This is a genomic window from Bradyrhizobium sp. USDA 4472 (genome assembly GCF_054058595.1).
In genome coordinates, this window is the sequence record NZ_JBSSAM010000001.1 from 4,775,594 (window position 1) to 4,798,924 (window position 23,331).

Below are 23,331 nucleotides of genomic sequence, written 5' to 3' on the forward strand. Positions count from 1 at the left end.
AGCGCTCCACTACGGCTGCAAATCGCGTGGCTTTCGTTTCTTCGGCCGACCTGAACGATGCAGACCCCGCACGTCCTGCTGCTGGAAAAGCTCCCCGCACACGCCACGCAGCCATTGGCTTGCCGGGTCGTGATGGAAGCGGGCGTGCCAATATTGCTTCACCGTAAACCCGGCGATCGGCAGCGGGCAGTCGAGCACGCGCAGTCCGTAATAATGAGCCAACGTTTCACCGATGTGCCTTGGAAGGGTGGCGATCAGATCAGTCGTCCCGACGATTGTGGGAAGCCCCAAAAAACCGGGGAGCTCGAGCACAACGTCAAGGACCATCCGCTGCTCCTTTAGTGCGTCCGCCAGCAACTGATGTCCAGTGCCGGAGTGTATGAGGACGTGCGCCTCGCGCCTGAAGTCCTTTGCGGTGATGCGGTCCCGGATCCGGGCATGTCTCGCATTCGCCAGACAGACCCAATCCTGCGGAAAGAGTGCCTGCTGGAAGTGTCCCGCGTCGAGATCCGAGATGTAGCCGAGCGCCAGATCGGCTTCGCCGGATTGTAGCATCCGTGGGGTGTCCGCGCCGATCTGTGCCGCCTCGATGCGGATGCCCGGCGCGACGCTGCGAACGTGAGCGAGGATGGCCGGAAGCAGCGTGACGTGGCTTCCATCCGTCATGCAGATGGTAAAACGGCGCTTTGCGATCGTCGGATCAAAGTCGATGCGAAGCTCCGCCAGGCGACGTAGCATTTCCAGCGCCTGTCTGGCCGTGCCGATGAGAGCCTCGGCGCGCGGCGTCGGCAGCATCCCCTCCGCCGACCGGATGAAGAGCGGATCGTCCAATTCCTTTCGCAAGCGCGCCAGCCAGATCGAAATGGTCGGCTGACTTTGACCGAGCTTCTCGGCTGCCTTGGTGACGCTGCTCGTGGTGAACAATGCGTCGAACAGCCTGAGCAGGCGCGGGTCCAGCAGGTTGGTCTCGGCGTGATCCTGAAGCTTCATTGCAAATCACAATAACGATTATAAGGATCATAGTATATCCAAATATAGGTCAGCCTGCTACCTCGCTTCCAACGCCAGGCAAGGCGCGGGAGAAGCGTTCAGATGAGGATCTGCTTTATCGGAGCGGGGGCCTTGGGCTCCACCATCGGCGGCACGCTGGCACGTGGCGGGGCCGAGGTCTGGCTCATCGATCCGTTCCAGGCGCATATCGACGCGATCAATGCCGGTGGCCTCAGGTTGCTCGAAGGTGGCATCGAGACCGTCGTGAAGGTTACTGCGTGCACCTCCGCGACCCAGGTGGGGGTCGAGGCGGACCTCGTCATCGTACTGGTCAAATCCTACCACACGCGAGATGCCATTCGCGCAGCTGCGCCGATCATTGGGCCGCAGACTGTCGTGATGTCGCTTCAAAACGGGCTTGGTCACGAGGACATTCTGTCGGAGGAAGTCGGTCCCGACCGTGTCATGGCAGGCAAGACCTATGTTGGCGGCGTGTTGCTCGGCCCTGGTCATGTTCGCTCGGGCGTGATCGGCAAGGAAACCATCATCGGCGAGCTCGATGGTCGTTTGACGGAACGCGCACGACGAATCTCCGAAACGTTCAATCGTGCCGGCATTCTCACGCTGCTCAGCGACAACATCTTGGGCACGATGTGGGACAAGTTGTTCATCAACGTCGCCGGAGGAGGAATCACCGCCGTTACCGGGCTGACCTATGGCGGCCTCTATTCGTTGCCGATCCTGGAAGATTGCGCGCTGGCCGCAATCGCGGAGGGGATCGCGGTGGCGCAGGCGGCCGGCGTGAATATCTCGATTGCGGATCCGCGGCAGGCCTGGACGATGGCGTCTGCCGGACTTCCGCCCGAGTTCAAGACGTCGATGTTGCAGAGCTTGCAGTCCGGCAACCTGACCGAGATCGATTACATTCACGGCTCGGTCGTGCGTTGGGGTGCCAAGCTGAACGTACCGACCCCCGTCAATTCTACCCTCGTCGCATTGGTCAAAGGGCTCGAATACGCCCGCAGCGACTATCCGGGAAAGGCCTGAGACGATGTCGTTGCCCCGCGCCTACGTCGAACACGTCGCGATCCGGGTGCCTGACGTTGATCGTCACGTCGGCTTCTTTCGTGAGGTGCTTGGTCTCGCTATTCGCGATGAGCAACCGGCTGATGGTGCGCGCCCGCGTCAGGTCTGGGTGCTCGGAAGCGTGCAACTGATCGAGGATCCGCACTTCGTCGGACCGGAGGGGCGTCTCGCCCATCTCGGCATCATGGTCGACGATTACGAAGGTGTGCTCGCCCGCGCCGCCGCGTGGGGTGCCAAAGCACTGCCCGCCGGACCGAACTGGCTCGAACTGCCGGGCGGGCTGAACGTCGAAATCTTGCAAGCCAGTGCGGGCGCGGTGGAAGCGGCGCTGGCGATCAATCCACGGGCATAAGGAAGAAGCGATATGACCGACGAACGCTACTGGGACGATGCCAAGGTCGGTGACGAATGCGTCACCCCCGCAGTGACGGTGACCGAAGCGATGGTGAATGCGTATGCCGAACTGACGGGTGATTTCACGCCTGTTCATGTCGACGAGGAGTACGCCAAGACCACGCCATTCGGCACGCGCGTCGCGCACGGGCTGTTTGGTCTGTCGCTCGCCGATGGTTTGAAGACCCGCGCCGACTATCGCTTCCTCCCGGGAATGTCATTGGGTTGGACCTGGGATTTCAAGCTGCCGATCAAGCTCGGCGACACCGTGCACGTGAAGTTCCGCGTCGGCTCGATGCGCGCAACAAAGCGGGAAGGGTGGGGCATCGTGGTGCTGCCATCGGAGCTGATCAATCAGCGCGGCGAAGTGGTGCAACTTGGCGAACACAGGTTGATGATTCCGATGCGCCCGAAGACCGAAGCCGCAGGAGCACAGGCATGACCGCGCAAGATCTGCCGCTCAAAGGCATTCGCGTCATCGACTACAGCCATTTCCTGGCAGGTCCGTTCATGGGCCGTTGCCTCGCTGCGATGGGCGCTGAGGTCATCAAGGTGGAGCGTCCGAAGGAAGGCGATGCGGGCCGCGCTCACGGGTATTTCAAGGACGGACAATCCGGCTACTTCCTGCAGCAGAACATGGGGAAGCAGGGATTGTGCATCGATCTGCGCGATTCGCGCGGTCTCGACATGATGATGAAGCTCGTCGACACGGCCGACGTCTTCATCGAGAACTACCGCCCCGGCGCACTCGAGCGCCTCGGGCTCGGTTACAAGGCGTTGTCGGCGCGCAATCCCAGACTGATCTACTGCTCGGTCTCGGCTTATGGCCACACCGGTCCCTATGCCGATCGTCCGGGCTTCGGCCTGATCGCAGAGGCGATGTCGGGTGCCTTGGCACAACTCGGCACCCCCGGCGAAGCGCCGCCGCTGCTTCGCATGCCGTTGGCGGACATGTACACCGGCATTCACGGTGTGGCCGCCGTCAATGCCGCGCTGGTCGGCCGCGCGTCGTCCGGGCGCGGCCAGCACATCGATCTCGCGCTATACGACTGCATGGTCTCGATGCACGATTATGCGGTGCAGCGTTACTTCTTCTCTGGCGGGACGGACCTGCCGAAGCAGACCGGAAGCGGACAGCCGGACTCGACCGTCTATGGCGTCTTTCCGGCAAAGGACGGCAATCTCGTCGTCGCCGCGCAAGTCGATGATGCGTGGAGACGATTGGCGAGCCTGATCGGGGGAGACAATCTGGCCTCCGACCAACGCTTCACCACCCCTGCCGCGCGCAACGCCCACTACGCTGAAGCGATGGAGATTGTGCGCAACTGGACGCTGTCGCAGCCCTCCCGGGACGCCTGTCTTGCGGCACTTGAGGAAGCAGGTGTGCCGTCGGCTCCCGTGCAGACCATCGAAGAGGTGGTGAAGGATCCGCAGATCCACGCGCGTGGCATGCTGGTCGAGCAGGAGCATCCTGTGCTCGGCAAGGTGACGCTGCCGAACCTGCCCTTCCGCTTCTCCGATTGCGACACCACCGTGCGGACCCCAGCGCCGCTGCTCGGCCAGGACAATCGCCGCATTGCCGCCTCGCTGGGAGTGGCGGCCGAAACCATCGAGGCGATGGTGCGCGACGGCGTCCTCTTCAACGAAGTCGCAGTGCAGGAGTGAGCGATGAGCGACCGTTATGCGGTGATCGGCAATCCGATCGGCTTCAGCAAATCACCTCTCATCCATGGCACTTTCGCCAGAATGACGGGACAGGACCTTGTCTATGAGGCGATCGAGGGGCCCCTCAACGGCTTCAGCGAGCGGGTTGATCAATTCCGGGCAGAGGGGGCCAAGGGGCTGAACATCACCGCTCCGTTCAAGCTCGATGCCTTCGCCTACGCAAACGAGCTATCCGAGAGCGCCGACCGAGCTGGCGCCGTAAACTGCCTGAAGTTCGTCGGCGATCGGATCATTGGCGAGAATTTCGACGGTGTCGGCCTGGTGCGTGACATCACGGTCAATCTCGGCGTAAGAATGGCCGGACGCCGCGTCCTGATTCTCGGTGCCGGCGGCGCGGCGCGTGGCGCGCTGCTGCCGTTCCTGCGCCAGGAGCCGTCCGAGTTGGTGCTCGTCAATCGTACCTTATCAAAGGCTGTGGCTTTGGCCGAAGAGTTTGCCGGTTATGGTCCCCTGATCGTCAGCGGTTATGCTGAACTGGCCGATCTTACCAAGGGGTATGACGTCGTGGTCAACGCGACGTCGGCCAGCCTGCGCGGTGAGATGCCGCCACTGCCGGGCAATGTCTTCCGCGGTGCGGAGCTGGCCTACGAGCTTGCCTATGGCAAGGGATTGACTTCCTTTCTGCAAGCGGCCCATGTCGAAGGCGTAGCCAAGCTGGCCGATGGCGTCGGAATGTTGGTGGAGCAGGCGGCGGAAGCTTTTGCCTGGTGGCGGGGGGTTCGACCCGGCACGGCTCAGGTCATCGCCGAGTTGACTGTCCCTTTGAGCTGACGAGCGATCCCGAACATGCCTCCCAAATCCAGCTTTCTCGTTGGTCTGATCGGCAGCGGCATTGCTGCGTCCCGCACGCCGCCCATGCACGAAGCCGCCGCTGACGCCGCCGGCATCCGCTATCTCTACAAGAAGATCGATCTGTCCGAGTTGAAGCTCGGCGTGAAGACCTTGCCGGAATTGCTCAGGGCCGCAAAGCGGATGGGCTTTGACGGGTTGAACGTGACCCATCCGTGCAAGCAGGCGATCCTTCCACTCCTGGACGAGCTCTCGCCCGACGCAAAGGCGCTTGGTGCCGTGAACACCGTGGTCATCAGGAACGGTCGAATGACTGGCCACAACACCGACTGGTTCGGCTTCGCCGAGAACTTTCGTCGCAACATGCAAGGTGCGTCGCTTCGTCGCGTCGTTCAGTTCGGTGCGGGGGGCGCAGGCTCGGCGGTCGCTTTCGCGCTCATGAAGCTCGGCGTGCAGGAACTGACCATCATAGACATCGACCCGGTCAAGGCGCAGAGCGTGGTCGACGGATTGTCCCCCCGATTTGAAGAAGGGCGCTTAAAGGTTGGCCAGGATGTCGAGGCGGCTGTGGCTGCTGCAGACGGAATCGTCAACGCGACGCCGATCGGCATGGACAAATATCCAGGGACGCCGCTGCCGACGGCCCTGCTGCGTCCCGATCTGTGGGTCGCTGAGATCGTCTACTTCCCGCTGGAAACCGCGCTGCTGCGCGCGGCCCGCACCCTCGGCTGCCGCACGCTCGATGGCGCCGGCATGGCGATCTACCAGGGCACCGAAGCATTCCGCCTGTTCACGGACATCGCACCTGATCCAGACGTCTTCTTCGCGACGTTCGCATCACTGGGAGGATGACGTCAGGCCGATGGGCGAGCGGCACGAACAACGCCCGAGAGGAAACGCAAGATGGGCTACACGCTCGATTTCTCGGTGGTTTGGCATGCGATGCCCGCGCTGCTGTGGGGCTGTGCGGGTACGTTGGGCCTGGCACTTGCCGGCATGACGCTCGCGATGATGATCGGTGTCGCGGGCGTCGCGGCGCGCGATTCGAAAGCGGCCTGGTTGCGTGCTCTCGTGATCGGCTTCGTCGAGATGGTGCGCAATACGCCTTTCCTGGTGCAGATATTCTTTCTGTTCTTCGCCTTGCCGCTCATCGGGTTGAAGCTCAATCCAACCGCTACTGCCATTATCGCACTCGGCGTCAATGGCGGCGCGTACGCCATCGAGATCATCCGCGGCGGGGTGCAATCCATTCACAAGGGGCAAATAGAGGCCGGCTACGCGCTCGGACTGCACAAGGGGCAAGTGTTCCGTTTCATCGTGCTCAAGCCCGCGCTTCGTGCGATCTACCCCTCGCTCACAGGGCAATTCATCATGCTGACGCTGACCTCATCGATCTGTTCGGCGGTATCGGCCTACGAATTGACGTCGGTTGCGCAGCGCATCGAAAGCGACACGTTCCGCAGCTTCGAGGTCTATTTTTCCGTCACCTTCCTCTATCTCGCGATCTCGTGGCTACTGATGCTGGGCTTTGCGGCCATCTCCCACCGCTTCTTCTCCTATCCGACACGCTGACGGGGAGATCATGGCACCGCATTTTGGTCTTCCCGAGTTTGGCTTCCTGCTGCGTGGGCTGCAATGGACAGTGCTGCTGACGCTCGTCGCTTTCGCAGGTGGCTGCACCGCCGGCCTTGCCGTCGCGCTTTTGCGCACTTGTGGTCATAAGTGGGTCGAATGGACCGTCCGCGTCTACATCGGGATATTCCAGGGCACGCCGCTGCTGCTGCAGCTCTTCGTCGTGTACTACGGATTGGCGTTGACCGGGCTGAAGCTCGACGCGTTCGTCGCGGTGGCGATCGGGTTCACCGTGAACGCCTCCGCCTTCCTTGGCGAGATCTGGCGCGGAGCGATCCAGGCGGTGCCGCGCGGGCAGACCGAGGCGGCGATGGCGCTTGGGCTGCACTATTCGTCCCGCATGCGCGACATCGTGCTGCCGCAGGCGATCCGCATCTCGCTGCCGGCAACCATCGGCTATCTCGTGCAATTGATCAAGGGTACCTCGCTCGCCGCCATCGTCGGCTTCATCGAGCTCGCCCGCGCCGGTCAAATCGTTTCGAACCAGACTTTCCAGCCGTTGCTCGTCTTCGGCGTGGTCGGCGCAATGTATTTCGTCCTCTGCTGGCCACTCTCGTGGTGGGGCAGCCGGATGGAGGCCAGGCTCGCCTTGGCCAGTCAAAGGTAGGAACGGCGCACCTGCCCAATCATATAAAGCCATCACCAGGAGGAGAAAATTCATGTTGCTTTCACTCAATCGTCGCCGGCTCGGCATCGCGCTGCTGATGCTGATGGCCATCGGGGCCGCAGGCAAATCGCAGGCCGGCACGTTGGAAGACGTGAAGAAGAAGGGCGTCGTCGTTATCGGCATTCAGGGCGACAATCCTCCGTGGGGCTATGTCGATAGTTCGGGAAAGCAGGATGGCATCGATGCCGACATGGGCCGCGCCTTCGCTGAATATCTCGGCGTGAAGGCCGAGTTCGTCCCCCTGGCGGTAGCCAATCGCATTCCGTCGCTCACCACAGGCCGCGTAGACATTCTGTTCGCGACCATGGCCATGCTGCCCGAACGCGCAAAGGCGGTGCAGTATTCCAAGCCGTATGTTGCCAATGAGATCACGCTTGTCGCGGCCCAGGCGACCCCGATCAACAGCAATGCCGACATGGCCAAGTTCGTGATCGGCGTTCCGAGGTCCTCCACGCAGGACACCCAGGTCACCAACAATGCGCCAGCGGGCACCGAAATCCGCAGGTTCGATGATGACGCGGCCACGATCCAGGCGCTGCTGTCCGGTCAGGTCCAGGCCGTCGGCGCAAACAGCTTCTACCCGCAGCGTCTGAACGCCGCAAAGCCCGAACTTGGGTTCGAGCCGAAGCTTCACTTCACGGCTCTGTACAACGGCGCCTGTACCCGCCTGGGTGACAAGGAGTGGAACGAGACGGTCAACAAGTTCATCGACCAGATCAAGACCAACGGCAAGTTGGCCAGCTTCTACGCCAAATGGATGAAGGCGCCCGTTCCGATCTTCCCGGACTCAGTCCCCGGCGTTCCGTTCACGGTTCAATAGTCAATGCGAGCGGCCGGCGCGCTGTGCGCGTCGGCCGTCGTTCGATGGTGGAGGCGGAATCCATGCAGGATCAGATCCTGATCGAAATGAAAGGCGTGCAGAAGTGGTATGGCGAGTACCAGGCGCTTCGCGATGTCGATCTCACGGTGCGGAAGGGCGAAAAGATCGTGCTCTGCGGTCCGTCCGGCTCGGGCAAATCGACTCTCATCCGCTGCATCAACCGCCTCGAGCCGATCCAGCAGGGCCGTATCGTGGTGAACGGGCATCGGTTGGACGACAGCATCAAGGCTATTGATGTGGTTCGCCAGGACGTCGGCATGGTCTTTCAGAGCTTCAATCTTTTTCCGCATATGACGGTCTTGCAGAACTGCATGCTCGCGCCTATCCGCGCGCGCCGCATCGGCAAGTCCGAGGCGGAGGCGACCGCGCGAAGATACCTGGAGCGCGTCCGCATCGGTGATCAGGCCGAGAAGTATCCGGCTCAACTTTCGGGCGGGCAGCAACAGCGCGTTGCGATCGCGCGTGCGCTCTGCATGCAGCCGAAGGTGATGCTGTTTGATGAACCGACCTCGGCTCTCGACCCTGAGATGGTCAAGGAGGTGCTCGATACGATGATCGGCCTCGCCAACGACGGAATGACCATGATTTGCGTCACCCACGAGATGGGCTTTGCCCGCCAGGTTGCGGACCGGGTCATCTTCATGGCTGAAGGACAGATCATCGAAGAAGGCGCACCCGACGCCTTCTTCCGCAATCCGCAGCACGCCCGCACCAGGCAGTTCCTTGGCGAAATCCTCGCCCATCACTGAACGGAGTACTTCCATGAGCCGTCTTGTCTACGTCCTGAACGGGCCGAATCTCAACTTGCTCGGAAAGCGTCAGCCCCACATCTACGGTCACGAGACGCTTGCGGACGTGGAGCGGGATTGCCGGGCGCTAGCCAAGGAGCTCGGCCTTGAGATTCGCTTCCATCAATCCAACAGGGAATACGAGCTGATCGACTGGATTCATGAGGCGCGCGAGACGGCTGCCGGCATCGTGATGAACCCGGCAGCTTTCACCCATACGTCGGTCGCCATCCTGGATGCTCTCAACACGTTCGAGGGGGTCGTGATCGAGGTGCACATTTCCAACGTGCACAAACGCGAGGAATTCCGCCACCACTCGTTCATCTCCAAACGGGCTGACGGGGTTATCGCCGGCTTCGGCAATCAGGGTTATCTGCTCGGCTTGCGGCGCGTGGCCAAGCTGCTTGATGAGAAGAAGGAATAGCATCGTATGAGTGTACCGCCCGCCTGGCCGCGGCCGGCTCGGGCAGATTGTGGCGGTGCATGGCATGGCCGATCCAAGCGCCTGCGCGGAAAAGTTGAAGAGATCAGACGATCGTCCTGCACTTCGCCTTGGACGCGCGGGGAACCGGCAATGTTTCCGATGCCATCCAGTCGCTTGGATCTCGGAATTCACCGCGGGTGAGAACCCGGCCGGCCGGCGGTGAGTGGACGCGAGGGGCTGAAAACCTTCGGAGTGATCGACGCCGGACACGACCCCGCCGTCGCATTTAGGGGTCCCGATTGTTGCCCTTCCGCCACTGGCTGCGAGATCTTGCCCGGCGCGGAACCTGAACGACTGGCGATTCTGCAGCGATTGTCGCCCCGAAATCCTGTTTCTTCGTTCGATATTTGGATCGCCCGTTGCGATGCATCGCAGTGGTTCTTCAGGTCTGCTCGATTCGCTTTTCCACGCCGTGGAGGGGCCCCGCGCAACCCATCCAGGCCGCATGCACATCGGAGCGGTCGGTTTGCGCCTTGGGCTGTAACGAGGCTGTGAATGAATTTTTCCATCAGTGAATCAATAGGTTGCGATATTTTTCGCGCCTCGGTCGGTGCGTGATTTTTGTGCAACACATGATCAGATTCGGGATATTCGAGGCTGTTCGCGCCCGTTCGGTTGTTGCGTGTGCAATGGCCATCGATCATGGTGATCAGGCGACGGAGGGGGGCATCCCAAGGTCGTCCCGTTTAGGTCTTTCGCTTAAGTAGACCTGAACTAGGCGGATGCGTTGATTTTCAACGAGTTTTCGCGGGCAGTTCAAACGGCTTTGTACGAGGGATTGTACGAAGCTTCAATCTGGAGGTTTAACAATGAACTTGAAGGGCCTTTTGCTTGGCTCAGTGGCGGGTCTGCTCGCTGTTGGCGGAGCGCAGGCGGCCGATCTTCCCTTGAAGGCGAAGGCCGTCGAATACGTGAGGATCTGCTCCCTGTACGGTGCGGGTTTCTACTACATCCCCGGCACCGACACTTGCATCAAGCTGGGTGGCTATGTGCGCGCTGACTACATTCTTGGCGGCGCCAACAGCTACGGTTTCCAGTGGAGCACTGGCAACTTCAACGGCGGTTCGAACAACCGTCTGACGAACTACTACTACATGCGCGCTCGTATGGACCTCACGGTCGATACTCGCACGGCGACCGAGTACGGCGTGGTCCGCACCTTCGCTGACCTGGTCTTCACCCAAGACTCCAACACCATCGGTGGCAGCAACCCGTCCATTCCGACGAGCAGTGCCGCTGGTCTCGGCCTCTACCACGCCTTCATCCAGTTCGCTGGCTTCACCTTCGGTCGCACCGTCTCGATCTTCGATGCGCCGTGGACGGGCTATCCGGCTGGCGGTCCCGATACCATTCCGGGCGGCTCGAACTTCGTCACCGGTGTGAACCAGGCCACCTACACGGCTGACTTCGGCCAGGGCATCACCGCCGCAGTGTCGATCCAGGATCAGACGACGGGCAATGGCTCCGGTCAGTCGAACCTGTGGAATGCGACCGGCTTTGCGACTACGGCTGCTGCGGGCGCTGCCCTGATCCAGGGTACATACGGCGTCTACGATTGGGGCGCTCAGCGTTCTCCCGACATCGTCGGTCAGGTTCGTGTTGACCAGGCTTGGGGTCTGGCCCAGATCGCGGTTGTCGCGCATGACATTCACAGTGCGTACTACGGCGCGTTTGAGACCAGCGATCACCCCGCCGACAAGTGGGGCTGGGCTGTGCAGGGCGCCTTGTCGATCAAGAACATCCCGACTGGTGCGGGTGACTCGATCAACATGCAGGCCGTCTACGCCGATGGTGCGGCTCACTACGTCTTCGGCAACATCGCGTGGCCGATGAACTGGTCGATGTACAGCGGCAGCGGCATTGCTTACCAGAGCGTTGGTTTCGCTGGTATTTCCGACGGCGTCTTCGGCACCGGCACCGGCATCCAGACGACCAAGGCTTGGGGCTTCCGCGGTGGTTACACCCACAACTGGAGCCCGAACTGGGCCAGCGCCGTTTACGGTGGCTATGCTCAGTTGAAGTACGGTGACGCGAGCAAGGCGCTGATCTGCGGCAACTTCGTCGCAGCAGGTTTTGGCGCCACTGCGACCTGTAACCCGGACTTCAACATCGGCGTCGTCGGTGTCAACACCGTCTGGACTCCGGTCAAGAACCTGGCGTTCACGGCCGACCTGAGCTGGACCCATCTGGACCAGAAGTACTCGGGCACCATCGCGGCCCCGGCCGTTGCGGGCTTCGCGAAGCCGGCTGCTACGTACGAGCTGAAGGATCAGAACTCGCTGACCATGATGCTCCGCGCTCAGCGCAACTTCTGATCTAGTCTCACAGATCAAACTAAGGGCCCTCGGCAGGAAACTGCCGGGGGTCTTTGCTTTTGGGCATCCAGGTGTTCGATAAGGGTATACGCGTGTGAGACAGCGCGGTGAGACAGGAAAAACGTCTCAATAAGATTGACTTCATATTTTCGAGACATCATGATCTCAGGGTCTAGACCTCATTGAGACATGGAGCCTTGAATGACAACTATCGGCTACGCTCGCGTTAGCACCACCGACCAGAACCTTGCTGTACAGGAAGCCGCCTTGCGTGCCGCTGGTTGCGACCTGATCCGCTCTGAGAAGCGGACGGGTACCACCACCACCGGCCGCGAGGCCCTGCTTACCGTGTTGGACTTTCTCCGCTCCGGTGACGTGCTGATGGTAACGCGCATCGACCGGTTGGCGCGCAGCATCGGTGACCTTCAGGACATCGTGCGGAGCGTGAAGGCTCGCGGTGCATCCCTGCGTGCCACAGAGCAACCCATCGATACGAGCACAGCAGCGGGAAAATGCTTCCTCGACATGCTGGGCGTGTTCGCTGAGTTCGAGACCAACTTACGCCGTGAACGTCAACTGGAAGGCATTGCGGGCGCTAAGGCCCGTGGGGTCTACAAAGGACGCAAGCCCTCGGTGGATGTCGCCAAAGTGAAGGCACTGCACGCGGAAGGGAGAGGCGCATCAGCCATTGCTAAAGCTCTCGGGATTGGCCGTGCGTCGGTCTATCGGGCTCTAGAGGAGAGCTGAGGACCCGGCTAAAGCGCCGCCTGCTTTAGCTGCGACATAGCTTAGCTAAGGGACTCCGGGGCAGCCGGGGGCCCCTCCCGGAAACTTTGGGCCCCTATGGCTTCAAAATTGTCGGGCTAAAGGCTTTGGCCTTTGCTCAGTTCAACAGGGCGGTGTGCTTCCTGGGAGTACCGTAGGGGCCCACACCTACCGGGCCCACGCGGAGCGGGAGTCCTGTATGACTCTAGGGAGTCCACTGGTGGCCGGTCTGGCTACCCGCTGGGGAGGACCGGGCCTAGCGTCAAACGCCCCACGGGCTTTCTAGAGTCCTACAGGGGCATTGTGGTTGAAGCCCTGTTCGACCCCAAAGTCAGACCACCAGCCGTTGGTACAGATACGGCCGCCGATTTCAGCCCCAACCTGCTGTTCGGCCCTTGTGGACGGATGATCGTCAAATTCGTTCTCCGTTATAGGCGATGTGCGCTGGGGGGTTGGCTGTTGCTATTAGCTATATCCCCAATCCCTAATAGGTCTAAGGGGGGTAAGGGGGCCATTATGGCACAAACAGGTGTTCTCCCTGCCTGCTGTTGACTTTGAGGCTCGGCCTGACGGGGATATGGCCCACGCGGAAATGGCCCCCGAAAGCCCCCATCAACGCCATTGCGCCTCGGCGCTCATGCTGTTCAGGCACAATCAGGCTGTCATGCACCGCTAAGCTCGGGATGCCATCCCGCATCAACCCTTGCATCGCTGCGACGACAACGCGGCTCTCATCAAACATAAGATCAGCCCAAGTGCGCACCCGGCCATCCTTGAGCGGTTGGCCCCACTGGCCGAGAAGCGGGTGGTGCTTGGTTATCAGCTCACCTAGCTCGACCGCAGGGTACCGATTGGTGTCCAGAGGATGGTGGTGCTCTTCCTCGTAATCCTTCAGGATGACCGCAGGCCAATTGCGCAGCGGGCCAGTGCTCCCGAACGTCGCGGCCACCCAAAGCTTCACGACGGCGCGCGCCTCGTCGCCTAGTCCGGGGATAACGTAAGGGTCCTGTCGCCTGTCGAGTTGCAAGCCATGCCAAGCGTAGAAGATGGTCAGGTAGCTCGCTCGCAGATCAATTTCGACTACGGGCGAGCCATTGATTGTCATCTCAAGGCGCTTCTTGCCGCTCTGCTGTTGGTAGTTCTTGTCTGCCGGTTGGCTGTACAGACGCCCGCCCTGATCCCAATTAAAGTCTGCGGCGTCGCCATTCTGGAAGATGCGGACATAGCCACGGTGTATGCAGCCACCGCCGAAGGTCTGCTTTGCAAGAAATTCATTCAGCTCCCGCACGTCCGCTTCCAGCTTCAGAGACAGGTCCGTGTGCTCGAACTTCAGTCGGCGTCCTTGCACCTTGCGGCCACCATCCCATGTGCTGGCGGCGCGTTTCTGAAGCGGCTGCTTCGGCAAGCCGTAGTCAAAATGGTCTAGCGCATTGTCAAAGCCTATTCCGTGCTCGCCCGCCAGCGCTAAGAGCGCATCGGCAGGACGATAACGCGCGGCCCTACGCCGCGAGGCCAATGGCGGCCCGTGTTCGTCAAAACGGACCCAGCGTTCAGTAACTCCTGGACGGTGCTCCACAAGGCCAAGCTCTCGCATTGCATCTTGGAGCGAAATAAACACGCGGGCACCGACTGGAGCTCCCGTGAAGCCGTCTGTCTTGAGTGACCGATAAACCCAATTGCCCTCAGCGCTCAGCAGATCAGCTAAGAAAGCCGCGATAGCTGGCTTGAGCTTGTTGCGGTTCGCCTTGGACTTTCCGAAAAACTCTCTGTGGGCTAACAGACGCAGCACCTGCTCGTTAACAGCCTCGGTGAGAGCCTGCGCCGCTTCGGTGCTCGCGTGTCCCTCAAGGGAAGCGAAGGTGGCATCTCGCAGCTCAGTTCCATTGGATGCCTCCGTCTCCGGGACAGCGGAGTGTTTCAACAATGTGGTCTTCCTCTCGTTGCCCCATGAGCATCGTGTTCCGACAAGTTGTCTCAGCACTGCGTATAGGGCTGATGTGACCGCACGCAGGTGTACCTCAGCCCATGTGCGGTTATTGCTCTATGGTATTATACCCGAGCCAACTGCAGCCCCGTTCTCATTCAGCTTCGCTAGTTGTGCGGCCTTCTCGGCGGCGATTTCCTCCCGAGTTACGCCTGCGGCGAGCAGCACACGAGAAGATCAGCAACGATATTGAGTTGGCCGGGAGGCGACATCAGTCCACCTTGTACATCGGAAATTTCTTCACAGCTTCGGCGAGGTCCTGCGGAAGAGGCTTCGTGTATGCTCGTCCGATTGTCGCGGGCGAATGCCCTGTGATTGCGTCGCTATAACGTTCGTCGATGCCTACCCGGGCTGCCATAGCCTTAAACGTGTGGCGCCATGCGTGATTGGGGCTTAACTCTGGATCGGTGATACCGAGTGAGCGGACCCAAGTGCCAACCTGGGACCTCATGCGCTCAGCGGGGCTCTGCCGAGGTCCATCTTCGACCTTTGTGACCCGCCGCCGCTTTGTAGAGTAAAACAGTGGCCCGCCTTGGGCTCGTTCGACGAAATTGAGAAACCCCTGTGCAATAAGGTGCTGATGAAGCGGTACTGTCCGGGCCTTGCGTGTTTTTATCTTACCAGCGGATGGTGTCAGCTTAGCGAAGTGAGCCCCATTGCGCTCCTGAATGTCGGTCGCGCGAAGTTGAGTAATCTCGCCAGCGCGAGCGCCGGTGTAGGCACAAATCCAAGGCACCCATCTAAACGCTCGTTCTCGATGTGACTTCGTGTCATCACATCGCAGTGCTGCTGCCAAGATGATCTTGATCTCAGCATCATCAAAGGCTTTGGTTTCACGTTCGATGTTCTTTCGAGGCACGCTGATCCGCACCTGTGGAAACGGATTGTTGTCGATAATCTTTTCTGCAACGCCCCAGCCAAAGACCGTCTTTAGGGCTGTGCGCCATGCGACTGCAACAGTTCCGGCTGACCGCCTTTCATTGACCAGCCCGTTCATCCACGTCTTGGCCTTTTCAAAGCTGATGTTTCGGACATCGGGAAAATGTCGATCAGCTTCCTTGAACACGGTGACCCATCGGTAGACCGTTCCTTCCGCCGGCTGCACAGCTTTCTTCCAAGCCTCGAACAATTCCATCGCTCTGACAGGAGTACTCCCCTCGGCCTCTGCAAATCGGGAGAAGCCCTGCTGATGGACATCCGGCGAGTAGTCGCCACGTGAAAGTGCTTCCAATCGCTGGAATGCCGGCAGTAGGTTGTCGCTAACGGCGTCCAAGAAAAGATTGGTGGCATCTGGAGACAAGCTGAGGCCCTGTTCCAAAAGGAAGGCAGCAGTCTGGGCTTCAGCGGCGATGGCGGGGCGGATTGCTTCTCTGACCTGCGGATCGAATTGCCAATCCCAATGTGGATCGTCCCTCGGGCGCTCTTCGTAGTCATCCGGTGCATGTGGACGTATCACGTTCCAGACCAAGGTGTCAGCCAAGTCTCGCCAATGGGCCGGCGTACGAAGGTCCCGTTCGTGTCGCGTGAGGAACCAATCATACCACCTGCCTGCCAGCGCGTAGGCATTTTGACGGGTCAGGGGTTGAGGGCCGTTTCTTTTGGCGGCTCTAAGGCTGCCGATGCGCGTCTCGATGTCGGCCAACCACTCCCCGAAACGCGCTCGCGCTTCATGATCTGAGGCGCCTTTTTCGAGGCGGAACTTCTCTTCCCAAGCGTTGCCAAACCTCGCCGCGTACTCAACTCGAATGTCTTTGGGGATCACCTTGCGGGCCACGTACGCGCCCGTAGAAGTTCGTGTCAGTCCAGCCATCAGCAGTGCCATTTGTACGGTACCTTGTACTTACAGGCATCCCGATAGTCATGGCAATCCAGTAACTTACTGAATTTTCTGAACTCAGCTCTCCGAGTTTTCGGATCGCTTAAGTCCCTCGCGTTCATGCGGGTGTGTCCGAAGACGCGAAGGTGGCCAGGGCGGTGATTTAGAGGGGGTTGGGGAATTGGCCGTCCGGGTCAGTGACCTTCCCTGAAGAGCAACTTGGAGGTTTAACATGAACTTTAAGAGCCTTTTGCTCGGCTCAGTGGCGGGTCTGCTCGCCGTTGGCGGAGCCCAGGCAGCCGACCTTCCGTTGAAGGCAAAGGCCGTCGAATACGTGAAGATCTGCTCGCTGTACGGTGCGGGTTTCTACTACATCCCCGGCACCGACACCTGCATCAAGCTGGGTGGTTACGTCCGCGCGGACATGATCCTCGGCGGCGCTAACGACTACGGCTTCCGGTTTAGCCAGGGCACCTTCAACGGCGGCTCGAACAACCGTCTGACGAACTACTATTACAGCCGCGCTCGTATGGACCTCACGGTCGATACCCGCACCGCAACCGAGTACGGCGTGGTCCGCACCTTCGCCGACATGGTGTTCAGCGTTGACTCCGGAACGGTCTCCGCCAGCAACCCGTCAGCCGCTGCAGGTGGTGCCGCTGGTCTCGGCCTCTACCACGCCTTCATCCAGTTCGCTGGCTTCACCTTCGGTCGCACCGTCTCGATCTTCGATGCGCCGTGGACGGGCTATCCGGCTGGCGGTCCCGATACCATTCCGGGCGGCTCGAACTTCGTCACCGGTGTGAACCAGGCCACCTACACGGCTGACTTCGGCCAGGGCATCACCGCCGCAGTGTCGATCCAGGATCAGACGACGGGCAATGGCGGCGGTCAATCGAACCTGTGGAATGCGACCGGCTTTGCGGCCAGCAGTGCTGTGAACGGCGCAGGCGCCATTGTTACGACTTCGGCTGCTGCGAATGCTGCCGCTGCCCTCATCCAGGGCAACTACGGCACGTACGATTGGGGTGCGAACCGTTCTCCCGACATCGTCGGTCAGGTTCGTGTTGACCAGGCTTGGGGTCTGTTCCAGATCGCGGCTGTCGCGCATGATATCCACAGTGCGTACTACGGTGCGACCGAGGCCACCGACCACCCAGCCGACAAGTGGGGCTGGGCTGTGCAGGGCGCCTTGTCGATCAAGAACATCCCGACCGGTGCGGGTGACTCGATCAACATGCAGGCCGTCTACGCCGACGGTGCGGCTCACTACGTCTTCGGCAACATCTCGTGGCCGCAGAACTTCTCGATGTACAGCGGCACTGGCCTAGCTGGTGCTTACCAGAGCGTTGGTTTCGCTGGTATCACTGACGGCGTCTTCGGCGCCGGCACCGGCATCGAGACGACCAAGGCTTGGGGCTTCCGCGGTGGTTACACCCACAACTGGACCCCGAACTGGGCCAGCGCCATCTACGGTGGCTATGCTCATATGGGCTACGGCAACACGAGCAAGAGCCTGATCTGCGCGAACTTCGCCACGATCGCCGTCGCTGGTTCGACCTGCAACCCGGACTTCAACATCGGCGTGATCGGTGTCAACACCGTCTGGACCCCGGTCAAGAACCTGGCGTTCACGGCTGACCTGAGCTACACGATGCTCGACCAGAAGTACTCGGGCGCCATCAATGCCCCTGCTGTTGCCGCGTTCGCGAAGCCGGCTGCGACCTACGAGCTGAAGGATCAGAACTCGCTGACCATGATGCTCCGCGCTCAGCGCAACTTCTAAGATCAATCATCCGATTGATTGGAGAGCCCCGGCAGGAAACTGCCGGGGTTTTTCTTTGTTGGTGGTCTGTCATGGCCTCAGCGAAGATGCCACCTGTGGTGCATCCGGACTTCCATTCGATATCAAAGCAGGAGGGGGCGCCGGGAGGCGCGGCCTTGTCTGATGTCGCTTATCCGAAGGGAATTGTGAGGCGGGACGAGGCCTTCCTATGTGATGATGATGTCCGATGACCTCTCCCGGAAGCCAGTAAGGGGCGGGGCATGAAGGGAGCATTCGATGAAGATGATCAAGGGACCGGCGATATTCCTCGCTCAGTTTGCCGGCGACGTGGCGCCGTTCAACTCCTTCGACGCGATCTGCGGATGGGCGGCCTCGCTCGGCTACGAGGGGGTTCAGATTCCGACTTGGGATCGACGGCTCTTCGACCTCACGCGGGCATCGGAGTCGCAGGACTACGCTGATGAGGTGAAGGGGATCGCGGCGCGCCATGGGCTGGCGATCACCGAGCTCTCGACCCATCTCCAGGGGCAGCTCGTCGCCGTTCACCCGGCCTATGACGCGGCATTCGACGGCTTTGCCGTGCCGGAAGTGCGTGGCGACGCCAAGGCCCGCACGGAGTGGGCCATCGATCAGGTCAAGCGCGCGATCCTGGCCTCCAGGCGGCTCGGACTCACCGCGCAGGCGACGTTCTCCGGTGCGCTTGCCTGGCCCTACGTCTATCCGTGGCCGCAGCGACCGGCCGGCCTCGTCGAAGCCGCCTTCGACGAGCTTGCCAGGCGTTGGCGGCCGATCCTGGACTATGCCGACGAGCACGGCGTCGATCTCGCCTATGAGATCCACCCCGGCGAGGACCTTCACGACGGCGTCTCCTACGAGATGTTCCTGGAGCGGGTCGAGAATCATGGGCGCGCGAATCTGCTCTACGACCCGTCACACTTCGTTCTGCAGCAGCTCGACTACCTCGACTACATCGACATCTACCACCAGCGCATCAGGGCCTTCCACGTCAAGGACGCCGAGTTCAACCCAACCGGTCGCCAGGGTGTCTATGGCGGGTTTCAGAGCTGGGTCGACCGTGCCGGCCGCTTCCGTTCTCTGGGCGATGGCCAAGTCGATTTCGGCGCCATCTTCTCGAAGCTCACGCAGAACGACTATGGCAGCTGGGCGGTGCTCGAGTGGGAGTGTGCGCTGAAGCATCCCGAACAGGGGGCGCGCGAGGGCGCCGACTTCATCAAGAGCCATATCATCCGCGTCACCGAGCAAGCCTTCGACGATTTCGCAGGCTCCGGCACCGACGACGCGGCGAACCGCAAGATGCTCGGCATCTCCTGAGCGAGGAGAAGAGAATGACCATCGAAGCAAGCAAGGAAGCCGGCGATCGCGGTCGTATCCGGCTTGGCATGGTCGGCGGCGGTCAGGGCGCCTTCATCGGTGCCGTCCACCGTATTGCCGCTCGCATCGACGACCGGTTCGAGCTGGTTGCCGGCGCGCTCGCGTCCGATCCGGTTCGAGCCAAGGCCTCAGCGAAGGAGCTCGGCATCGCTGATGATCGTGCCTATGGCTCATTCGAGGAGATGGCGAAGGCTGAAGCTGCGCGGGCGGACGGCATCGAGGCGGTCTCGATCGTAACCCCCAACCACATGCACAGTCCGGTCGCGAAGGCGTTCCTTGAAGCCGGAATCCACGTCATCTGCGACAAGCCACTGACGACGACGGTCGCCGAGGCCGAGGAGCTGGTGGCGTTGGTCAGGAAGACGGGCAGGGTCTTCGTGGTGACGCACAATTACACGGGCTATCCCATGGTTCGCCAGGCGCGCGCCATGATCGCGAATGGCGACCTCGGTGAAGTCAGGCTGGTCCGGGCCGAATATCTCCAGGATTGGCTGACCGAGCGACTGGAAGCAAGCAGCCACAAGCAGGCGGCGTGGCGGACGGACCCGGCCCGGTCCGGCGCCGGCGGCTGCATCGGAGACATCGGCACCCACGCCTATAATCTCGCCTGCTTCGTCACGGGGCTCGAGCTCGACGAACTGCTCGCGGAGCTGTCGACCTTTGTCGAGGGGCGGCGTCTCGATGACGATGTCCAGATCCTCCTGAAGTGGAAGGGCGGGGCGAAGGGGATGCTGTGGGCTAGTCAGGTCGCGGTCGGCAATGAGAACGGCCTCACGCTGCGCGTCTACGGCAGCAAAGCCGGGCTCGAATGGGCGCAGGAGCATCCGAACCAACTCTGGTTCACGCCGTACGGCCAGCCCAAGCAGCTTCTGACCCGCGGCGGCGCCGGCGCCATGGGTGAGGCGGCTCGTGTCACCCGCGTCCCTTCGGGCCACCCCGAGGGCTACCTCGAAGGTTTCGCAACAATCTACGCCGAGGCCGCGCGCGCCATCCACGCGGCAAGAGCGAACGTGAAGCCGGATCCTGAGGTGATTTTCCCGACCGTCGAGGATGGCCTGGCAGGTGTGAAGTTCATCGATGCTGCGGTGAAGTCCTCGGCAGGCAACGGCACCTGGATTCGGATGACCTAACTGGCGCGAAGTCCGTCGCGAGGCATTGGTGCGCAAGGTGGAGCAGAGCGCTTGGGCTGTCATAGCGTTCGTGAGGGGAGCGCTGCCGTCCAGCCCTCACGATAGGCATCGAGGCCTGCGATCGAGATCGTTTCGACGGGGGTCGGAGCCGTGATGGAATAGGACGGCGGCCAATGCGCAAGCATCGCGGCACCGCGCGCCGTGCCTGCGGCGTCGCGCGCAGCGAAGATGCGCTGCCGCGTCCGCAGCGCGCCCAGTGTCTGACAGAAGGGAAGATTGCCGGCGAAGGTTCCTTCGACGATGAGATCGCCGCTGCTGGCGCCCATGCGCGTCAGCATCAGGTCGGCGACCAGCGCGCAATAGAGCGTTGCGAGTGCCGCCCGATCGCGCGTTGCGACGTCGCCGCGAATGACGCCATTCGTCCTCGCATAGGGGCCGCCCTGCCCGGAGAAGCAGGGGAGGGCCATGGCGCCCGAGGCGATGATGCGCTCGATCGCGCCAAGGTCCGGATTGCCGGCGCTGCCCGCGATGGTGGCGTATTCGCGTCCGCCCATGAAGCGCCCGCAGGCGATCGGGCGGCCCAGCGCGTCGACGTTGGCGAGCGTGTCGTCGCGGGGATCGAGCTGATCGAGCGAAAGACCCACGCACATCAGGATCACCCAGGTGCCGGTCGACAACACGGTGAACGGCGCTTGACGCGAGACGAGGTAGGGCAGAAGTGAAGCGTTGGAATCGTGGATCCCGCAAAAGACCTGCGTTTCAGGCGCAAGCCCGGTCAGCGCGGCGATTTCAGGCCGAATCGGACCGAGCGGATCGAACGCGCGGCGCAGCGGCGGCAGCAAGTGATCGACGCCGAGAGCTTTGACGAGGCTGGAGACTTGTCCCCGTCGCGGAGCCCAGAGGTCGGTATGGGCGCCGAGCGAGGTGACTTCCGAGACCGCCACGCCGCTCAGGCGCCAGGTCCAGTATTGCGGATAGCCAACGAAATACCTCGCCTCGGCAAAGAGGTCCGGACAGCGCCACTTCTGATAGGCGAGTTGCCGGCCGAGATTGAGGCCGGCGGGTACCTTCGGCGACAGGCTTTCCGAGAAAGAGGGCCGCAGCCCGGCATAGTCCGGTTCGATGGCCTCCACGCCCGCGAATTCGTAGTCCATGACCGGCGCGGCGAGTTCGCTCTCGCCGATCAAGGCGCCGGCTGCGCCATGTGCGGTTGGAACGATCGCACCGATCTGATGCGTGCGTGCGGCCTCACGAAGGGCATCGAGGAAGAAGGTCCATGCGCTCTCGACATCTTCATGCGGATAGGGCGGTCCCGCCAGGACGCGGTTGGGCGCCGACTTTTCCCAGAGAAGCCGGCCATCGCTGAACACGGCAAGCTTTACGTTTGTCTTGCCGATGTCGAGCACTGCAACCGTCTGGCTCATCGTCAGCTACATCTCAACAAGCAGCGTCATGCGCGTCATGGCCGGCTTGCCATGGCGATGACAGTGAAGGGCCAAATTGTGCGCCCGGCCGCATTCTGCGGCCGGGCGACGAGTCCGGGTCAGAAATCGAAATCCTTGATGTTCTGCTTCGTGAAGATGAAGGGCGAGCCGAGCAGGACTTCACTGCCATTGACCACGTTCAGCTTGCCGAGCTTGCCGGCCTCCACCGACGTCGCGCCGGACTTGAGCTTGCCGTCGACGACGGCACGCATCACATAGGTCGCGGCATAGCCGAGATCGACCGGATTCCACAGCACGACCGACTTGACGCAGTCCGCGTTGACATACGGCTTCATCGCATTCGGCGTGGCGAGGCCGACCACGGCCACCTTGCCGCAGAGCTTGGCCTTGGTCACGGCTTCCGCCGAGGCGGGGGTCGCGACCGAAGTCATGCCGAACAGGCCGGCGAGCTTGTCGCCATACTTGTTGATCAGCGTCGTTGCCTGGTTGAAGGACAGGTTATTGTCCTCCTGCGCCTCGACCGTCTCGAGCCAGTTCAGCTTGGGATGGCATTTCTGCGCATAGGCCCACATTTCGGCGATCCAGCGCGCCTGGTTCGGCGTCGTGAAGGTCGATGTGACGATCGCAAAGCTCTTGTCCTCGCCGGCCTCCTTGGCCATCGAGTCGATCATCGACTTGGCGATGCCGTTGAACTCGGCCTGGTTGACGAACCATTCGCGTGCATCGGGCGTCGAGTTGGCGTCGTAGCCGACGACATGGATGCCCTTTGACAGAGCCTTCTTCAGGACCGGCGCGATCGCCACCGGATCGTTGGCGGCGAAGAGGATGCCGTCGACGCCGCTGGTGATGTAATTGTCGATGAACTTGATCTGCTCGTCGATCTTGGCCTCGGTCGGGCCGTCGGTCTTGACCGTGACGTTGCCGAGTTCCTTGGCGGCCTCCTGCATGCCTTTCGACGTCGCGTTGAAATAACCGATGCCGATCAGCTTCGGCACGTCGACCAGCGTGATCGGTTTGCCGGCCTTGTCGGGGGGGTTGGTTGCCTGACCGCCGTCGTAAGGCTTGGCTGCGGGCGCGGTATTGGCCTCACCGGCCGAACAGGCAAGCGGATTGACCGGCAGGTCGTCCGCGCCGTCCCATCTCTTGTCCGCCGCAGAGGCCGTTCCGGCCAGCAGCGTCGCGCCGAGAAACACAAAGGCTAATCCGAGCTTCATCTTGTTGTCCTCCCATGTTTAAGCCGCTTTTTTCGCCGTCAGACACTCCA

Annotated in this window: 21 protein-coding genes; 16 read left to right on the forward strand and 5 right to left on the reverse strand. The window is 61.4% G+C overall.

Features of this window, described 5'->3' with window-relative positions:
* Nucleotides 1-9: 9 nt before the first annotated feature.
* Nucleotides 10-990 carry a LysR family transcriptional regulator gene (locus ACVWZ4_RS22200; protein WP_456741196.1) on the reverse strand — a complete coding sequence of 327 codons (981 nt, stop codon included), beginning with the start codon at nucleotides 988-990 and terminating at the stop codon, nucleotides 10-12.
* Between the two features lie 102 nt (nucleotides 991-1,092).
* On the opposite strand from ACVWZ4_RS22200, the gene ACVWZ4_RS22205 reads away from it, so the two are divergent.
* The 13 genes from ACVWZ4_RS22205 to ACVWZ4_RS22265 all read left to right on the forward strand — a co-directional run bounded on the left by ACVWZ4_RS22205 (nucleotide 1,093) and on the right by ACVWZ4_RS22265 (nucleotide 12,496).
* On the forward strand, nucleotides 1,093-2,037 hold the full coding sequence (locus ACVWZ4_RS22205; RefSeq protein ID WP_456741197.1) for a ketopantoate reductase family protein: 945 nt from the start codon (nucleotides 1,093-1,095) through the stop codon (nucleotides 2,035-2,037).
* Between the two features lie 4 nt (nucleotides 2,038-2,041).
* Nucleotides 2,042-2,428 (forward strand): VOC family protein, encoded by a 387-nt coding sequence (locus ACVWZ4_RS22210; protein WP_456741198.1) that lies wholly within the window; start codon nucleotides 2,042-2,044, stop codon nucleotides 2,426-2,428.
* 12 nt (nucleotides 2,429-2,440) lie between these two features.
* Entirely contained in the window at nucleotides 2,441-2,911 is a 471-nt protein-coding gene (locus tag ACVWZ4_RS22215; protein WP_456704872.1) for a MaoC family dehydratase, read from the forward strand.
* Nucleotides 2,908-4,134: a CaiB/BaiF CoA transferase family protein gene (locus tag ACVWZ4_RS22220; protein WP_456704871.1), complete on the forward strand. Its 1,227-nt coding sequence runs from the start codon at nucleotides 2,908-2,910 to the stop codon at nucleotides 4,132-4,134. Before ACVWZ4_RS22215 ends, ACVWZ4_RS22220 begins: the two co-directional genes overlap by 4 nt.
* 3 nt (nucleotides 4,135-4,137) lie before the next feature.
* Nucleotides 4,138-4,965 (forward strand): shikimate dehydrogenase, encoded by an 828-nt coding sequence (gene aroE, locus ACVWZ4_RS22225; protein ID WP_456735895.1) that lies wholly within the window; start codon nucleotides 4,138-4,140, stop codon nucleotides 4,963-4,965.
* A 15-nt stretch (nucleotides 4,966-4,980) separates the two neighbouring features.
* A complete protein-coding gene (locus ACVWZ4_RS22230) occupies nucleotides 4,981-5,835 on the forward strand; it encodes a shikimate dehydrogenase (RefSeq protein ID WP_456741199.1) in 855 nt (284 codons plus the stop codon).
* Between the two features lie 51 nt (nucleotides 5,836-5,886).
* Nucleotides 5,887-6,555: an amino acid ABC transporter permease gene (locus tag ACVWZ4_RS22235; RefSeq protein WP_456704868.1), complete on the forward strand. Its 669-nt coding sequence runs from the start codon at nucleotides 5,887-5,889 to the stop codon at nucleotides 6,553-6,555.
* A 10-nt stretch (nucleotides 6,556-6,565) separates the two neighbouring features.
* The gene (locus ACVWZ4_RS22240) at nucleotides 6,566-7,222 is read left to right on the forward strand and encodes an amino acid ABC transporter permease (protein WP_456704867.1); all 657 of its coding nucleotides are present in this window, start codon (nucleotides 6,566-6,568) and stop codon (nucleotides 7,220-7,222) included.
* Between the two features lie 52 nt (nucleotides 7,223-7,274).
* Nucleotides 7,275-8,102, forward strand: a complete 828-nt coding sequence (locus ACVWZ4_RS22245; protein WP_456704866.1) for a transporter substrate-binding domain-containing protein — start codon at nucleotides 7,275-7,277, stop codon at nucleotides 8,100-8,102.
* Nucleotides 8,103-8,164: 62 nt separating this feature from the next.
* A complete protein-coding gene (locus tag ACVWZ4_RS22250) occupies nucleotides 8,165-8,911 on the forward strand; it encodes an amino acid ABC transporter ATP-binding protein (RefSeq protein ID WP_456741200.1) in 747 nt (248 codons plus the stop codon).
* A 13-nt stretch (nucleotides 8,912-8,924) separates the two neighbouring features.
* A complete protein-coding gene (gene aroQ / locus ACVWZ4_RS22255) occupies nucleotides 8,925-9,374 on the forward strand; it encodes a type II 3-dehydroquinate dehydratase (protein WP_092239695.1) in 450 nt (149 codons plus the stop codon).
* Between the two features lie 869 nt (nucleotides 9,375-10,243).
* Complete coding sequence (locus ACVWZ4_RS22260) at nucleotides 10,244-11,749, forward strand: porin (protein ID WP_456790331.1); 1,506 nt, start codon at nucleotides 10,244-10,246, stop codon at nucleotides 11,747-11,749.
* 201 nt (nucleotides 11,750-11,950) lie between these two features.
* Entirely contained in the window at nucleotides 11,951-12,496 is a 546-nt protein-coding gene (locus ACVWZ4_RS22265; RefSeq protein WP_456741565.1) for a recombinase family protein, read from the forward strand.
* 532 nt (nucleotides 12,497-13,028) lie between these two features.
* Here the strand turns inward: ACVWZ4_RS22265 and ACVWZ4_RS22270 are convergent.
* Complete coding sequence (locus ACVWZ4_RS22270) at nucleotides 13,029-14,438, reverse strand: hypothetical protein (RefSeq protein ID WP_456790332.1); 1,410 nt, start codon at nucleotides 14,436-14,438, stop codon at nucleotides 13,029-13,031.
* 271 nt (nucleotides 14,439-14,709) lie between these two features.
* A complete protein-coding gene (locus tag ACVWZ4_RS22275; RefSeq protein ID WP_456790333.1) occupies nucleotides 14,710-16,320 on the reverse strand; it encodes a tyrosine-type recombinase/integrase in 1,611 nt (536 codons plus the stop codon).
* 226 nt (nucleotides 16,321-16,546) lie between these two features.
* Between ACVWZ4_RS22275 and ACVWZ4_RS22280 the strand changes: the two genes are divergently transcribed.
* From ACVWZ4_RS22280 to ACVWZ4_RS22290, 3 genes are all read left to right on the forward strand, one after another.
* Nucleotides 16,547-18,100 carry a porin gene (locus ACVWZ4_RS22280; protein ID WP_456741207.1) on the forward strand — a complete coding sequence of 518 codons (1,554 nt, stop codon included), beginning with the start codon at nucleotides 16,547-16,549 and terminating at the stop codon, nucleotides 18,098-18,100.
* 276 nt (nucleotides 18,101-18,376) lie between these two features.
* Complete coding sequence (locus ACVWZ4_RS22285) at nucleotides 18,377-19,432, forward strand: sugar phosphate isomerase/epimerase family protein (protein WP_456741208.1); 1,056 nt, start codon at nucleotides 18,377-18,379, stop codon at nucleotides 19,430-19,432.
* Between the two features lie 14 nt (nucleotides 19,433-19,446).
* Nucleotides 19,447-20,622 carry a Gfo/Idh/MocA family protein gene (locus tag ACVWZ4_RS22290; protein ID WP_456741209.1) on the forward strand — a complete coding sequence of 392 codons (1,176 nt, stop codon included), beginning with the start codon at nucleotides 19,447-19,449 and terminating at the stop codon, nucleotides 20,620-20,622.
* 59 nt (nucleotides 20,623-20,681) lie between these two features.
* Here the strand turns inward: ACVWZ4_RS22290 and ACVWZ4_RS22295 are convergent, their stop codons facing one another.
* The gene (locus tag ACVWZ4_RS22295) at nucleotides 20,682-22,046 is read right to left on the reverse strand and encodes an FGGY-family carbohydrate kinase (protein WP_456763728.1); all 1,365 of its coding nucleotides are present in this window, start codon (nucleotides 22,044-22,046) and stop codon (nucleotides 20,682-20,684) included.
* 119 nt (nucleotides 22,047-22,165) lie between these two features.
* A complete protein-coding gene (locus tag ACVWZ4_RS22300; protein WP_456735888.1) occupies nucleotides 22,166-23,281 on the reverse strand; it encodes an autoinducer 2 ABC transporter substrate-binding protein in 1,116 nt (371 codons plus the stop codon).
* Nucleotides 23,282-23,331 lie beyond the last annotated feature (50 nt).